This is a genomic window from Comamonas sp. CMM02, from assembly GCF_014851485.1.
GTDB classification, from domain to species: domain Bacteria; phylum Pseudomonadota; class Gammaproteobacteria; order Burkholderiales; family Burkholderiaceae_C; genus Comamonas; species Comamonas avium.
This window is the reverse complement of sequence record NZ_JACUZW010000001.1, coordinates 910,561-925,243: the sequence shown is the minus strand read 5'-3', so window position 1 is coordinate 925,243 and position 14,683 is coordinate 910,561. Positions and strand designations below refer to the sequence as shown.

13 protein-coding genes are annotated in these 14,683 nt (G+C 59.3%); 6 read left to right on the top strand and 7 right to left on the bottom strand.

The features are described from left to right. Window positions 1-64: 64 nt before the first annotated feature. Complete coding sequence (locus tag IB213_RS04210; RefSeq protein WP_191723550.1) at window positions 65-988, bottom strand: LysR family transcriptional regulator; 924 nt, start codon at window positions 986-988, stop codon at window positions 65-67. Window positions 989-1,063: 75 nt separating this feature from the next. Further along, window positions 1,064-1,858: a hypothetical protein gene (locus IB213_RS04205; RefSeq protein WP_191723549.1), complete on the bottom strand. Its 795-nt coding sequence runs from the start codon at window positions 1,856-1,858 to the stop codon at window positions 1,064-1,066. 242 nt (window positions 1,859-2,100) lie between these two features. Between IB213_RS04205 and xdhA the strand changes: the two genes are divergently transcribed. Continuing rightward, the gene (gene xdhA, locus IB213_RS04200; RefSeq protein ID WP_192405498.1) at window positions 2,101-3,606 is read left to right on the top strand and encodes a xanthine dehydrogenase small subunit; all 1,506 of its coding nucleotides are present in this window, start codon (window positions 2,101-2,103) and stop codon (window positions 3,604-3,606) included. Continuing rightward, the gene (xdhB, locus tag IB213_RS04195; RefSeq protein WP_192405497.1) at window positions 3,603-5,939 is read left to right on the top strand and encodes a xanthine dehydrogenase molybdopterin binding subunit; all 2,337 of its coding nucleotides are present in this window, start codon (window positions 3,603-3,605) and stop codon (window positions 5,937-5,939) included. Before xdhA ends, xdhB begins: the two co-directional genes overlap by 4 nt. Here xdhB and IB213_RS18345 read toward each other — a convergent pair. The 4 genes from IB213_RS18345 to xdhC all read right to left on the bottom strand — a co-directional run bounded on the left by IB213_RS18345 (window position 5,936) and on the right by xdhC (window position 11,206). Then, a complete protein-coding gene (locus tag IB213_RS18345) occupies window positions 5,936-7,930 on the bottom strand; it encodes a sensor domain-containing diguanylate cyclase (protein WP_192405496.1) in 1,995 nt (664 codons plus the stop codon). The genes xdhB and IB213_RS18345 overlap by 4 nt on opposite strands. A 135-nt stretch (window positions 7,931-8,065) precedes the next feature. Further along, window positions 8,066-8,689: a Crp/Fnr family transcriptional regulator gene (locus tag IB213_RS04185; RefSeq protein ID WP_191723686.1), complete on the bottom strand. Its 624-nt coding sequence runs from the start codon at window positions 8,687-8,689 to the stop codon at window positions 8,066-8,068. Between the two features lie 183 nt (window positions 8,690-8,872). Further along, window positions 8,873-10,162: a urate hydroxylase PuuD gene (locus IB213_RS04180; RefSeq protein WP_192405495.1), complete on the bottom strand. Its 1,290-nt coding sequence runs from the start codon at window positions 10,160-10,162 to the stop codon at window positions 8,873-8,875. Window positions 10,163-10,378: 216 nt separating this feature from the next. After that, the gene (gene xdhC / locus IB213_RS04175; RefSeq protein WP_192405494.1) at window positions 10,379-11,206 is read right to left on the bottom strand and encodes a xanthine dehydrogenase accessory protein XdhC; all 828 of its coding nucleotides are present in this window, start codon (window positions 11,204-11,206) and stop codon (window positions 10,379-10,381) included. A 90-nt stretch (window positions 11,207-11,296) separates the two neighbouring features. Here xdhC and IB213_RS04170 point away from each other — a divergent pair, with 90 nt between their 5' ends. Both IB213_RS04170 and IB213_RS04165 read left to right on the top strand, forming a co-directional pair. Continuing rightward, a complete protein-coding gene (locus IB213_RS04170; protein ID WP_225560943.1) occupies window positions 11,297-11,803 on the top strand; it encodes a hypothetical protein in 507 nt (168 codons plus the stop codon). Window positions 11,804-11,913: 110 nt separating this feature from the next. Next, the gene (locus IB213_RS04165) at window positions 11,914-12,393 is read left to right on the top strand and encodes a hypothetical protein (RefSeq protein ID WP_192405493.1); all 480 of its coding nucleotides are present in this window, start codon (window positions 11,914-11,916) and stop codon (window positions 12,391-12,393) included. Window positions 12,394-12,517: 124 nt separating this feature from the next. On the opposite strand, the gene uraH is transcribed toward IB213_RS04165, so the two are convergent. Next, window positions 12,518-12,868: a hydroxyisourate hydrolase gene (gene uraH, locus IB213_RS04160; RefSeq protein ID WP_192405492.1), complete on the bottom strand. Its 351-nt coding sequence runs from the start codon at window positions 12,866-12,868 to the stop codon at window positions 12,518-12,520. Window positions 12,869-12,961: 93 nt separating this feature from the next. Between uraH and IB213_RS04155 the strand changes: the two genes are divergently transcribed. Next, window positions 12,962-13,639: a GntR family transcriptional regulator gene (locus IB213_RS04155; RefSeq protein WP_191723541.1), complete on the top strand. Its 678-nt coding sequence runs from the start codon at window positions 12,962-12,964 to the stop codon at window positions 13,637-13,639. 15 nt (window positions 13,640-13,654) lie between these two features. Beyond that, window positions 13,655-14,614, top strand: coding sequence for an allantoinase PuuE (gene puuE, locus IB213_RS04150; RefSeq protein WP_191723540.1), 960 nt, complete (start codon window positions 13,655-13,657; stop codon window positions 14,612-14,614). Window positions 14,615-14,683: the final 69 nt, after the last annotated feature.

Sequence of the window (14,683 nt, the reverse complement as noted above, 5' to 3'; positions counted from 1 at the left end):
TTCAATAAATCTTGTGAAAAACCTACTCAGAAGCAGATTTGGCTTAATTTAATAGCTATATTTTTTATAGCTTCATGGCAGTATTCTTTACAGCTTCTCGCAGCCAGACACCAGCACTGGAGTGGTGCGTACGGTCGTGCCACAGCTGGTAGTAGCGCATTTGCGGCAGCGCAATTGGGGGCGGCAAAATTGCCAGCGGCAGCTGCGCGGCATAGCGCTCACAAAATTGCCGGCCTGTCGTCAGCACAAGCAAGCTCGATGCCACCATTTGAGGCATCAAGCCAAAGTGCGCACAGCGCACCGCAATGTTGCGACGCAGATTCAGTGCATTCAGCGCCTCGTCAATGACGCCTTTCGCGCCAGGGTGGGTCGGCATCGGCGCAATGTGCTCAGCATCCAGCCACTCTTTGGCCTTCCAGCCCCGGCGCACTGCCGGGTGCTTGTGGCTGACCAGACATACCGTGTCATCGGCAAACAGCTGCGCCATGCGCAGCTCAGCCGGGGGCTGGGGCCAGTTGCCGATCACGATATCCACATCGCCCTGGGCCAATTGCCCGCTGTAATCGACATCATGGTTCAAGGCCATGATCTCTACCGTACACAGCGGGGCCTGCTTTTTCAGGTGCGCAACCAGTTGGGGCAGGAACAGGGGATCCAGGTAATCGCTGGCAGCAATACGGAAGGTTCGCGTTGCCACGCGTGGATCAAATGCACGCGCCTCGGTAAACAAGTTTTCTGCGGCTTGCAAGATGGCGGCCGCAGGCTCCAGCATGCTCAGCGCTGCATCGGTGGGCTGCATGCCACTGCCCGAGCGCACAAGAATGGGGTCCCCCGACAAATCCCGCAAGCGCTTGAGCGCCGTAGAAACCGCCGGCTGGTGCATGCCCAGACGCACTGCTGCACGCGAGACGCTGCTTTCGGCAATCACCGTGTGCAGCACGCGTATCAAGTGCAGATCTATTTTTTCTAAAAGCGTGGCTTCTCGCATGAAAGAAATAAGGGCCGCGAATGCGACCCAGTATGCCAATACGTTGGTGCCACAAGGGCAGGGATTATTCGGTTGTCAATGTTGCTGTACGGCTTCACCCGTTAATGCAGCTTCGTCCAGTTTGGCCTGCCAGTACGCCAGTCGAGCGTTATGGCGCGCCATGATGGCCTCATCGATCGCTACTTTGTGGACATCAGAGTAATCCTCCAGCTCATCCACCAACTTCAGCATCTTTCGCTCCATCTGCGACATTTGCTCCATCAGCTCATCTTCCTCTGTCTTTTCGGTCCGTGACGGATTCGCAAGCGCTGCAAGCAGTTTGCTGTTCTTGCCCGGATCCACCGACCCCAGAGCGCGGCAAGCATCGTCGTACGTCGAACGGATACTGTTGAGCTCTTCCATCCGCTCATTGAAGCCTTCGCTGAGCACGGCCTTCAAATGGGCCTCTGCCTGCAAATAGGCTTCATGACAGCGCTGCACTTCTGCTTCACGCTGCAGCCGCTCAGCCCGTGTACGCGGACCTTCAATGCGAAAAAGCATCGCAAAGATCAGGACAGCGGCAGCGCCATACCACAGCAACCAGTCTGCAGGTACTTGAAAGCCCCCCCATGCAAGCACTGCGACTCCAGCCCATGCCCCCATATATATGGCCTGACTTTCCCAGCGCACCTCACGCGGTACAGGGATTGGGGCCAGCTTGACCAGAGAGTGAAATTGCGCAGGCTCTTTGGCTTTGGGAGCCTGGAGCTTGGCCACTCGCTCGGAAACTTCGTCAATATGGAACTCAGGGGAATCAGATGCCAGCTGCACGGGTGCTGACCAGAAATTGAGAGAGCTTTTGGCGCGTCGCAAAAAGTTAGAAAAGCTCATGTTGCGGCAAAAGGTCTAAGAAAAAAGGTCAGGAAGTTTAACCATCACAAGGCAGCTCAAAGGAATCAATAGCCTTGCACGAAAATTGCTTACAGCGTCTGTATACAAATTGCAGCATATCGTCAACGGCGACACCACCGCCGACTTTATTGCTTTAAACGCATAGACTGCATACAGAAGTCTATATGCCATCCCCGTGTTCGAGTGGCTTAATCGCCAAAAAACCGCCAGATTGCAAGCCTATGTCCTCACGCCCTCTCCAATTTCTGCGCGGTGGTCAGCCCGTGACACTGCACAACGTTCCACCTGACCGTACTTTGCTGGAGGTGCTGCGCGAAGACTTGCACTGCACCGGCACCAAAGAAGGCTGCGGCGAAGGTGACTGCGGCGCGTGCACCGTGGTGCTGGGTGAACGCACGAGCGATGCCAGCGGCAAACCCCAACTGAGCTACAAAGCCATCAACAGCTGCATTCGACTGGCACACTCCATTGACGGCATGGCGCTGTGGACCGTAGAAGATCTGGCGCAAGACCCCGACATCCAACTGCCCGAGGGCAAAGACCTGCACCCCGTTCAGGAGGCGCTGGTGCAGTGCCACGGCACGCAATGCGGCTTCTGCACTCCGGGCTTTGTGATGAGCATGTTTGGCATGTACCAGAACCACGCCTGCGGCAGCACACTGGATCGTCAGGGCGCGCAAGAGGCGCTGTCAGGCAACCTGTGCCGCTGCACCGGCTATCGCCCTATCTTGGATGCTGCACAGCAAATGGCCAGCTTGCCACCTGCGACCGTCAACGCTCCTGTGGTTTTACAAAAACTAGAGCTACTAGCGCTTACTGACAATAGCTTTGAAGCACAAAACTATTACAAACGCCCACACAGTCTGCGTGAGCTGCTACAAATTCGATCACAACACCCTCAGGCGCAAGTGGTGGCAGGCTGCACCGATGTGGGCCTGTGGGTGACCAAGCAGCACAAACGTTTCGAGATGGTGCTGGACGTCACCGCCGCTGTCGAGCTGAAAGTGATTGCACAAACCCATGGGCACCTGCGCATTGGTGCCGCCGCCACGCTGCAAGAAGCATTCACCGCGCTCAAAACCCAGTGGCCGCAACTGCACAAATTTGCTGCGCGCTTTGCCGGACTGCCCGTGCGCAACAGCGGCACGCTGGGTGGCAATGTGGCCAATGGGTCGCCGATTGGCGACTCCATGCCGCTGCTGATTGCACTGAACGCCCAGGTGGTACTGGCCAGCGTGCGCGGTGAGCGCAGCCTGCCCCTGCAGGCGCTGTATACCGGCTACCGCCAGAACGTCATGGCCGCCGACGAGCTGGTCACTCGCATTGATGTGCCACTGCCCGGCACCACCGATCACACCACCTATTTGCGCGCCTACAAAATCAGCAAGCGCCAGGACGACGACATCTCGGCCGTGTGCCTGGTGCTCAACGTGCAAGTGCAAGGCGGCGTGGTCATACATGCCAGCATTGGCGCTGGCGGGGTAGCCGCCACACCCGCGCGCGCAGTCAAGACAGAGGCCGCCTTGCTCGGCCAGCCCTGGACGCAGGCTACGGCCCAAGCTGCAGCCACCGTATTGCAGACCGAGTTCAGCCCCATCTCAGACATGCGCGCCAGCGGCGACTACCGCCGCCATGTGCTGGGCAGTCTGGTGCAGCGCTTCTGGCTGGAGAGCCAGGGCCACACCAGCGCATCGCTGGAAGACATCCGCGTGGAGGTTTGCGCATGAAGGCCCCTGTCACTACCGTGCTGAGCACCACCACCAGCGCCACTGCCGTGGTCGGCCAATCCAGCATCCATGAAAGCGCCCGTGCGCAGGTACTGGGTCAGGCCCCTTATCTGGACGATGTGCCCGAGCTGCGCGGCACGCTGTACGCCGCGCCCATTCTCTCGACCATCTCCCACGGCACCCTGCATGGCGTAGACAGCAGCGAAGCGCTGCGCATGCCCGGCGTGCGTGGCGTGGTGCTGGCAGCTGACATTCCGGGCGACCCCATCCTTGCGGCCTTTGGCCACGATGAACCGATTTTCGCGCTCGACAAGGTCTGGCACGTGGGCCAAGTCATTGGCCTGGTGGTGGCAGACAGCGTGATGGCCGCGCGCCGCGCTGCACGCAAGGTGGTCGCTGACATCACGCCGCTGCCCGCCGTGCTGGACACCGCAACTGCCATTGCCCAACAGAGCTTTGTACTGCCCCCGGTGCACGTGCAGCGCGGTGATGCCGATGCGGGTCTGGCCCGCGCCGCACAGCGCCTGCAAGGCACGCTGGAAGTGGGCGGGCAGGAGCACTTCTATCTGGAAGGGCAGATTGCTTACGTCATTCCCAGCGAGCAAAACCAGTGGGTGGTGCATTCCAGCACCCAGCACCCCGGTGAAGTGCAGGAATGGGTGGCCCACGCACTGGGCGTGGGCGCGCATGCGGTCACCGTGCAGTGCCGCCGAATGGGCGGTGGCTTTGGTGGCAAGGAGACGCAGGCAGGTCATCTGGCGGTGTGGTCTGCACTGGCTGCACGCAAGTTTGCCTGCCCGATCAAATTACGGCTGGACCGTGATGACGACTTCATGATTACCGGCAAGCGCCACCCGTTCTCGTATGAGTGGGATGTCGGCTTTGATGCCAGCGGTCTGATCACCGGCCTGAAGCTGCAAATGGCGGTGCACTGCGGCTTCAGCGCCGACTTGTCTGGCCCCGTGGCCGACCGCGCCATTTTTCACGCCGACAACGCCTACTTCCTGTCGGATGTCAGCATCACCTCTTACCGCTGCAAACTCAACACGCAGAGCCACACAGCTTTCCGTGGCTTTGGCGGACCGCAGGGCGTCATCGTGATTGAAACCATCATGGGAGACATTGCGCACACGCTGGGGCTGGACCCGCTGGAGGTACGCCGCCGCAATTACTACGATGCAGATGCCACATCGCCACGCGCCATCACCCACTACCAGATGAAGGTAGAAGACAACATCCTGCTGCCCATGACGCAAAAGTTAGAGCAGAATGCAAACTACCAGCAAAGGCTAGCAGCCATTTCTGCCTGGAATGCGCAAAACAGCGTCCTGCAACGCGGCATGGCCATTACGCCGGTCAAATTCGGCATCAGCTTTACCGCCACCCTGTTCAATCAGGCAGGCGCGCTGGTGCACGTTTACACAGATGGCACGGTGCAGGTGAACCATGGCGGCACCGAAATGGGCCAGGGCCTGAACACCAAAGTCGCACAGATCGTGGCCGATGAACTGGGGGTGCCGCTGTCGCAGGTGCAAGTAACGGCCAGCGACACCAGCAAAGTACCCAACGCCAGCGCCACCGCTGCCAGCAGCGGTACCGATCTGAACGGCCGTGCCGCCCAGTACGCGGCAGGCAAGGTGCGCAACAACCTGGCCGCTTTTGTGGCGGGCCTGGCCAATTGCGGGGCTGGTGCCATCACGTTCTCAGGTGGTTTGATTCATTCTCCCAGCGGTTCACGGCCCTTCAATGCAGTGGTCAAAGAAGCTTATGCCAACCGCATTCAGCTGTGGAGCGACGGCTTTTACCGTACGCCCAAGATTCATTACGACAAAGCCACCCTCACCGGTCGCCCGTTTTACTACTTTGCTTATGGTCTGGCATGCACCGAAGTGGCGATTGATACGCTCACTGGCGAGTCCAAGGTACTGGCCATTGACGTGCTGTACGACGCGGGGCGCAGCATCAATCCAGCCATTGACATTGGCCAGGTAGAGGGTGGCTTCATCCAGGGCATGGGCTGGCTGACCACCGAGCAACTGGTGTGGAACGACAAGGGGGTGCTGACCACGCACGCACCCAGCACCTACAAGATCCCCGCCACGGGCGACATCCCCGAGCACTTCAAGGTGGAGCTGTTCAACGAACCCAACCGCGAAGACAACGTAGGGGGCAGCAAGGCGGTGGGCGAGCCACCGTTCATGCTGGCCATCAGCGTGTACGAGGCACTGCGCAATGCCATTGCCAGCGCCCGGCAGCAGCAAGGCAAAACCGGTGTGGTTCAGCTGCAGGCACCGGCTACAGCCGAACACGTGCTGCAATCGCTGCAGCGCTAAACCTCCAGTGTGGGGTGCGCCGTAATTTGCCCAACTGCCACCTGGCAGCGGCCACGGCGTTTGGCCTCGTAGCAGGCCATGTCGGCGGCACGCAGCGCCTGCTCTGGCGTATGTCGCTGCGCATCCACTGCCACCACCCCAATGCTGATGCTGACCCAGTGGCGCTCCCCGCCCCAGCTGGGCTGCCAGCGCCATACCGCATCACACAAAGCCTGGCCCAGACCTTGTACATGTGCAAGGCTGATTCCCGGCAGCATCACCGCAAACTCATCGCCTCCCAGCCGCGCCAGACTCCCCAGGGGCTGGGTCTGGCTGGCCAGCAAGCGTCCGATATGGCGCAGTATCTTGTTGCCCATCTCGCGGGAGGTCACTTCGTTCATCATCCCCAGATGGTCCACGTCTGCAAACAGCAAACAGCCCTGTGAAGGCACCCGCACCATGGCACTGCTCGGGTCTGACTTCACAGGTTGCATGCTGTCAAACACCCAGGACTGCAGCTCCCACATAAAAGCTTCCCGATTGGGCAAACCCGTCAGCCCGTCCCGCCAGACATGTGCATCGGCAGGCAGGGGGGCGCCGCGCTGCTGGCGCCAGGGCAAATGCAAACGCCACAGCGTGGCTGAGGGCAGTTGCGAAGACGACCATGCCAATACCTTGACCAGCACCCAGTCACCATCTTTCTTGCGCAGTTGCAGCGCCCCCTCGTAACTGCCCAGCTCTTCCAGCGCTTGTCGCACCGTTGACAGGGCCCCGGGGCTTTCCACCAGCTGCGCCAGCGTGAGTTGATCGGCATCCTGCCCAAAGTAGCCCAGCATCACCGCCACCAGCGGTGTGGCCACAATGACCTGCCCATCCTGCTCCAGCAGCATGGCCGAAGGTACCCCCTCAAACATGGCCATTGCACCTGCCTGGATGATCTGGGGCTGTGCTGAGCTGGTGTCTTGCTCTTGCGCTTCAAACACATCTTCATGCTCTGGCTGCACCTGCACACCATGTACTTTCAGCCCAGTTTTCTTAGGCCACGGCGCCAACCAGCCCCATAGCATCCACCCCGCAAGCAGCGTCAGCAACAACGCCCCGCCGCCCAGGCCTGCCCAGACTTTGAGTGGCAAACCCTGGTCCATTTGCTTGTCTGCCGACATGTCTCTCAGCACCACCGCCTGCCACTGCGGCAAAGGCAGCCCCACACGGGTGGCCAGCAACTCGCCCCAGATGCGGGTATCGGCATTGGGTGAGGATGGCTTTGACAAGGCTTTCCAGTCACTGGCATGCACGCCCATGACATCGCTGACATTTTTCCAGCGCTGCGTCGCATCCGAATGCGCCAGCACCAGCCCCTCACTGTCCAGCAACATGTATTGCAGTCCTTGATCGGGCTCTACCAGCTCTGGCATCAACGCCGCCAAAGGCAGTTTCACTATGGCGGCCAAGGCCCCTGAGACGCTGCCATCTGTGCGCCTTATGGGCACACTGAGCAACATCCGCAAGTGCTGTGCATCTTCTACCGACTGAACAAAAGAGACCGTGGGTTTGCCATCGGCAATGGTGCGCCGCAAGGCATCCAGCCCCGGTGTATCGACCTCCGCCACAGCCCCCACCGCACCATGGTTGCTGATAGAGCCCGTGGGCAGCGCAACATGCAAACTTTCAAACAAGCGCAGCATGGAGCCGTCTTGCTGCATCAGCGCATCTAGCACCTCGGGCTTGTCCAGCAAACTGGTATGTACGCCTTGCGCAATCGAGGTCAGCAAACGCTGGTGTGCCTCCACGCGTGCCGTCAGCATGCGCGCCCACAAATCAGCCTCTAGACTTTGAAAAGCAACCAGACGCTCCTGTGTACGGGCATCAAACACACGCACCAGAAAAAAACCGCACAACGCCATGGCAGTCACAACCAGTGCCACCGTCACGCAGACAGCCGCGCGCAATCCATACCAGCTCGATTGGCTGCCGTCAGGCGGTTGTTTAGCAAAAGAAATCTTTCGGTTCACGCCCCACTATAGGCATGCGCTGCACCCGCTCTATACGGGTGGAACCCTTGCCAGACAAGCACTGACAGCACGAAAAGAGAAGCGCCTCAAAGCAAAAGAGGCCTTGCGGCCCCTTGCTTGTCTAGTTTTCAGACTCTAGATACCCGCCACGCTTTGCAGTGCACTGGGCTGGGGCAAATTCAACACATTGCCTGTACCCGCAATCAGTCCATGTTCACGCAGATGACGCAGCACACGCGAGAAGGTTTCTGGCGCAATCCCAAGCTGGGCTGCAATGGTGCGTTTGCGCTGGTTCAGCGTCACGCGCAGTGTGCCATTCACGTCATGCTGGGCATGGCGCAGCAGCCACTGGGCACAGCGTGTTTCAGCATCTTGCGCCAAGCGGCTCACCGCCGTTTCGGTTTGCTGGCAGTACCCCTGCGCCATGTCACGCACCAAAGTGGCAACGGTATCGGGCAAAGCATCCAGACTGCTCTGAAAAGAGCTGAGCGAAATACGGCGCAGGCGAACACGGGAGTCAGTCACCATGTCAACGCCGCAAGGCTTGCCTGTGAGGGCAAAAGCAGCGTCCAGCCAGGCAGGGCCTTCCACCACACCCAGCTGGTGGCGCATTTGACCCTCGCCTCTGACGCCCAGCACCACACATCCGCTGTCCAGATACAGAACGGAGTCAGGGCGCGTGCCTCGCTGGCGCAGCAGTTGACCGGCAGAAACCACTTCTGCCTGAGCCAATGGATCAAAAGATGGGATGTGGAACATGGTTACGCACTGTGCAGCAGCACCTGCCATATCGTGTTGAGCCATGTCAATAATTTGATGCAGTTACAACCCGCGTTCACTGGATCTACCTGCGCGCACGGCAGCCTTGCACACCCCGCTTGCCGCAGGCATAAAAAAACCCGCAGCGCATGGCTGCGGGTGTGGCTACGGGTTGAACCCCCGTCAGCGGGCAGGTGCACCGTTTTCAAACCATTGCTTGAAGGCTTCGCGTTCTGCATCCGTCAAAGCGCCAGGATTGCCAAACGGCATTTTGCGCAGCAGCACCACCTGTTGATAGATCTGCTGGGCATGGCTTTTGACTTCCTCAGGGGTGTCAAACTTGACGTTCTTTTGCGCAATGGTGTTGGCGCTGTGGCAGACCACGCATTGCTGCTGCATCACCGCATGAATTTTTTCATAGCTGCCTGCAGGTGCTGCATCTGCGCCAGAGGTTGGCTTTTCTTCCACCACCACGACTTCGCCTTGCAGCACGGACTGCCCCACTGGAGCAATCACTGCAGGGTTAACCGCCACTGCCGCAGGTGGAGCAGGTTTGAGCCAGGCGATCACCCCCAGCAACACCACCACACCTATGGCGGCGTACTTCCACGGATGGGGATTGCGACCGAGCTTGTAGCCGTGGCGCATGACGAAGAACTGGCGAATGGCAGCACCCGCAAACATCATCAAAATCAGCACCAGCCAGTTTTGCGGATGGCTGTGCAACCAGCCGTAGTGGTTGGACAGCATGGCAAACAACACGGGCAGCGTGAAGTAGGTGTTGTGCACGCTGCGCTGCTTGCCGCGCTTGCCATGGATGGGGTCGACTGGCTCACCCGCCTTGATAGATGCCACCATCTTCTTTTGGCCAGGAATGATCCAGAAGAACACGTTGGCACTCATGGACGTGGCCAGCATGGCTCCTACCAGCAAGAAAGCCGCTTGGCCGGGAAACAGATGGCAGGCCAGGTACGAAGCCACACACACCAGCACCAAGACCAGTGCGCCCACAATGCCGTCGCCGCCCTCTTTCTCGCCGAACAGGCGGCAGACTGCGTTGTACAGCAGCCAGAACACCACCAAAAAGGCCAGCGCCACCACAATCGCCGTGCTGGAAGACATGATCGGGTTCGTTGGGTTGACCAGGTAGATGTTGGCATTCCACAGGTATGACACCGTCAGCAGCGCAAAGCCTGACAGCCACGTGGTGTAGCTTTCCCAATAGAACCAGTGCAGGTGATCGGGCAGCTTGGGCGGTGCGCCCGCAAATTTGACCGGGTGGTAAAAACCACCGCCGTGCAAGGCCCACAGCTCACCGCTGACACCTTGTTTTTTCAGGTCTTCATCGGTAGGTGGCGTCAGACTGCTGTCCAGAAATACAAAGTAAAACGACGAGCCCACCCAAGCGATGGCAGTAATGACGTGGAGCCACCGCAACAGCAGATTGGCCCAGTCGAGGATATAGCTTTCCATAGCACCCAACTCCGGCAGCACAAGGGCTGCACGTGAAGATCAATCCACTCACCACTGCGGGCGCTCTGAGCAGAAGAAAGGGTCGCGCACCTGGGTTTTAACAACCATTCTGGGCACCGCTGCGACCTGTCTTTCATCAAAGTGTATGCAATTTTTGTCTCCAAAAACAGCAACGATTACGCTCCTAGGAGAACTACCTAGCCCTTTGGCAAGGCTTTAGCACGATGAAAGCTGTTGCTGCCGTTGCTGCAATAACTGTGCCGCAACGGCAATGGCAATCACCTCCGGCTCTTTTCCGGGCACACCCGCAACCCCAATCGGGCAGGTGATGTGTGCAATTTCTGCCTGCGTAAATCCGCGCTCAAGCAAACGGCGCTGGAACACAGCCCATTTGGTGGCACTGCCAATCAGCCCTAAAAACGGCATATCGCCCTGCGTGCGCTGGCGGCGCAGGCATGCGCAGACAACATCCAGATCCTCTGCATGGCTAAAGCTCATCACCAGCACCAAAGAATGAGCGGGCAGATCGCGCACCGCGTCTTGCACCGGGCTAGAGTGCTCGCAAAACACATGCGCAGGCACTGGCGAGGGGAACACGCCATCGCGGCTGTCTACCCAATGCACAGTGAAAGGCAAGGGCTGCAGCACACGCACCAAGGCATGGCCCACATGGCCCGCCCCGAACAAGGCCACAGGCACTCGTACTTGCTGCAGGCGGGCAGCCACTGCCTCTAGCGCTGCCTGGTGAGCCACCACACTCAGGCGGATATCCACCGCACCGCCGCAGCACTGCCCCAGCGATGGACCCAGAGCCAGACGGTGGGTGCGACTATGGCCCTGCAAGCCTTGCTGCACCCATTCGCGCGCCAGCCGCGTGGCCTCCCACTCCAGATGACCGCCGCCAATCGTGCCAATCAAGGCATTTTCTTGCACCGCCATCCAGGCACCGGGGCCACGCGGGGCTGAGCCCTGGATGGCCGTGACCTCCACCAAGCACACCGGGCCTTGCGCCAGCGCAGCGTGCAGACATTCCCAATCATTCACCCGGTTCACCTTATTTGTTGACAGCCATCACCATGGCAAGCACAAGTCTTGCCACTTTTGCGTCTTTGTGGATCAGGATAAGCTCGCACCATGACTGAAAAGCACGCCTTAACTCCATCTTCTGCCCATCCTAAGCGCCATTGGTTCTGGGGTGGCTTTGCAACGGCGATCGCAGCCGTGCTGGCAGCTTGCGGCGTTGCACCATCAGCGCCACCCACCGGCTCTTCCACAGCACCGCCCAGTGCGGCATCCAGCGCATCCTCTGCACGTGCCTACCGGAAAGATGCCGCACAGCACCTGTACCAGCACAACCAGCAGCGTATTTATAAAGGGCAGCTGCCGCCCATGCTTTATGCCGTGGGCGTGCTGGAAGTGCATCTGGACCGCAGCGGCAATGTGCGCAGCCTGAGCTGGATGCGCGCGCCCCGCCATGCCCCCGAGGTGGTACGCGAGATTGAGCGCACAGTGCGCGCCGCTGCACCGTTCCCGGTTGCCAGCAAGCTGGGCTATGTGACGTACACCGACACCTGGCTGTGGGACAAGTCAGGGCGCTTTCAGCTGGACACCTTGACAGAAGGCCAGCTGAACGGCGGCTGAGCCATTCGTGGCACCCCGGCTGAAAAATCCATTCACTGCGCCCAGACCTACAGCAACAAGCGCCCATGGCGCAGCGACTACATGCCCCGTGCAATCGATAAGCTGGCGATATGACGACCCTGCCCACACCCTCTACCCGCCCCCTCTCGCGCCGCCAGTGGCTGCTCGGTGGCATGACCACGGTGGCTGCGGCCTCGCTGACCGCTTGCGGCGTACCGATCCGGCTACCTGGCGACCTGCTCGGTGCAGGCAACCCGGCGTCTGCCGCATACGAGCAAAAAGCAGCCCGCCACCTTTACCAGCGTTACCCACAGCGCATCTACCGCGGCAAGCTGCCGCCGATGCTTTATGCCGTGGGCGTGCTGCAGATTTTTCTCTCGGGCACGGGCCATATCCGCCGCCTGAGCTGGATGCGCACACCCAGCCATGCACCAGAAGTGGTCAAGGAAATTGAGCGCTTGGTGCGCGCCGCTGCACCATTTCCGCCCACGGGTGCGGGCAACGTCACGTACACAGATACGTGGCTGTGGGACCGATCCGGGCAGTTCCAGCTCGATAGCCTGTCTGAAGGACAACTGACAGGCGGTTAGATCAGGAAGAAATTAAAAGAGAGCGGTTAGCGCTTATGCCTTCAGTGTTTCAGATACATATGTACCCGAAAGCAAGGAGTGAAGGGCGCTAGCCGCTCTCTTTTATTTGATCGCCCCATGCCCATCAAGAGCCACGGTACGTGGAATAACTCCATGGGCTGACCAGCAATGGCACGTGGTAATGCTGATCTGCATGCGCTACGCCAAAGTCCAGGCTCACCACATTCAGAAAATTAGGCTCGGGAAGTTGCACGCCTTTTGCTTTGAAGTAGCCTGCAACATCGAAGGACAAGCGGTAGGTGCCCACTTTGAGACTGTTGTTGTCAAAAAGTGGTGCGTCGGTTCTGCCATCGTGGTTCAGGGTCAGGCTCTGAATGAGAGTGGCCGTGTCACCCTGCGTAGCAAAAAGTTTCACTGTCATGCCTGCGGCAGGGCCGCCATGCATGGTGTCTAGAACGTGGGTACTCAAGCCCATGGGTAACTCCTTAATTTGCTGCGACTGCCTAACAGTCGCTTGTTCACCAAAAGTGTATACAATTTTTGTTCAAACGCATCTATGATGATCCCTATGGAAACATCCTCCACCAGCGCCATTGCCGACGCATTGACGCGTGCCATCGTCGAGCACAAATTGCGCCCTGGCACCAAGTTGGCGGAACAAAAGCTCGCCGACCACTTCGGCGTTTCTCGCACACTGGTCAGGCAAGCTTTGTTCCAGCTTTCGCAAAACCGCCTGGTCACGCTCGCACCGGCACGCGGTGCCTTTGTGGCCACCCCCTCGGTCGATGAAGCCAAACAGGTCTTTGCCGTGCGCCGCATGCTGGAGTCAGAAATGACACGTGCCTTTGTGCGCCAGATTAAGCCCGCACAGATCAAAGCGCTGAGAAACCACATCACCGCAGAGAAAAAGGCCATGGACCGCAACGATGTGGGCCAGCGCACGGAGTTGCTGGGCGATTTTCACGTGGTCATGGCCGAGCAAATGGGCAACCACGTGCTGGCACAACTGCTGGGTGATCTCATCTCGCGCTGCGCCCTCATTACCCTGATGTACCAAAGTGCCAGTGCTGCCGAGCATTCGCACGAAGAGCACGAAGCCATCGTTACAGCCCTGGCTGCCAAAGACGAAGACACCGCCGTGCGCCTGATGCAGGACCATCTGCAGCATGTGGAACAGGGTCTGACCTTTGACCGCGACATGCCCACCAACGATTTATCCATGGCGCTGTCCAGCGTCACGCTTTGATCTGAGTTTTGCCCCATGACCTACAACGCCTGCGCCCCCTACCCCCGTGATTTGATTGGCTATGGCCGCAACACCCCGCACCCGCAGTGGCCGGGTCAGGCGCGCATTGCGGTGCAGTTTGTACTCAATTACGAAGAAGGTGGCGAGAACTGCGTGCTGCACGGTGACCCGGCCAGCGAACAGTTTCTGTCTGAAATGTTCAACCCTGCCGCCTACCCTGAGCGCCACATGAGCATGGAAGGCATTTACGAATACGGCTCACGCGCCGGCGTGTGGCGCATCCTGCGCGAGTTTGAAAAGCGCGACCTGCCCTTGACCGTATTTGGCGTGGCCACTGCACTGCAAAAGCACCCTGAACTGGCCCAGGCCTTTGCACAGCTCGGTCATGAGGTGGCCTGCCACGGTCTCAAATGGATTCACTACCAGGGCGTGCCCGAAGAAGTGGAGCGCGCGCACATGGCGCAGTGCATGGCCATCTTTGAAGCACTCTATGGCCATGACGGCGACCACGGCCTGGGCTGGTACACAGGGCGCGACAGCCCCAACAGCCACCGTATCGTGGCAGATGATGGCCGCTTTACCTACGACAGCGACTACTACGGCGACGACCTTCCCTTCTGGATGACCGTAGGCAAAACCGATGGCAGCAAGCACCAGCAGCTCATCGTGCCCTACACGCTGGACTGCAACGACATGCGCTTTGCCCTGCCACAGGGCTACTCGCATGCAGATCCGTTCTTTCAGTACCTCAAAGACACGTTCGATGCGCTGTACGCCGAAGGCGACCCACAGGGCGACAACGCCCCCAAGATGATGAGCATTGGCATGCACTGCCGCCTGCTGGGCCGCCCCGGCCGCATCACCGCGCTGCAACGTTTTCTGGATCACATCCAGCAACACGATCAGGTGTGGGTGGCCCGCCGCATTGACATTGCACGCCACTGGGCACAGCGCTTTCCAGCACCAGCCCTGTAAGTCGAAGTTTTAAGCCGAATCAGCCCTGGCGCTTACCCCATAAGCGCTGACAGCTCTTTTTATTGATAG

Excerpts from the sequence above, each read along its gene's own strand:
- IB213_RS04170 (WP_225560943.1), top strand. The coding sequence starts at position 11,297 with ATGACTGAAAAGCACGCCTTAACTCCATCTTCTGCCCATCCTAAGCGC.
- uraH (WP_192405492.1), bottom strand. The coding sequence starts at position 12,868 with ATGGGCTTGAGTACCCACGTTCTAGACACCATGCATGGCGGCCCTGCC.
- puuE (WP_191723540.1), top strand. The coding sequence starts at position 13,655 with ATGACCTACAACGCCTGCGCCCCCTACCCCCGTGATTTGATTGGCTAT.
- IB213_RS04180 (WP_192405495.1), bottom strand. The coding sequence starts at position 10,162 with ATGGAAAGCTATATCCTCGACTGGGCCAATCTGCTGTTGCGGTGGCTC.
- xdhB (WP_192405497.1), top strand. The coding sequence starts at position 3,603 with ATGAAGGCCCCTGTCACTACCGTGCTGAGCACCACCACCAGCGCCACT.
- IB213_RS04155 (WP_191723541.1), top strand. The coding sequence starts at position 12,962 with ATGGAAACATCCTCCACCAGCGCCATTGCCGACGCATTGACGCGTGCC.
- IB213_RS04210 (WP_191723550.1), bottom strand. The coding sequence starts at position 988 with ATGCGAGAAGCCACGCTTTTAGAAAAAATAGATCTGCACTTGATACGC.
- xdhA (WP_192405498.1), top strand. The coding sequence starts at position 2,101 with ATGTCCTCACGCCCTCTCCAATTTCTGCGCGGTGGTCAGCCCGTGACA.
- IB213_RS04185 (WP_191723686.1), bottom strand. The coding sequence starts at position 8,689 with ATGTTCCACATCCCATCTTTTGATCCATTGGCTCAGGCAGAAGTGGTT.
- IB213_RS04205 (WP_191723549.1), bottom strand. The coding sequence starts at position 1,858 with ATGAGCTTTTCTAACTTTTTGCGACGCGCCAAAAGCTCTCTCAATTTC.
- IB213_RS04165 (WP_192405493.1), top strand. The coding sequence starts at position 11,914 with ATGACGACCCTGCCCACACCCTCTACCCGCCCCCTCTCGCGCCGCCAG.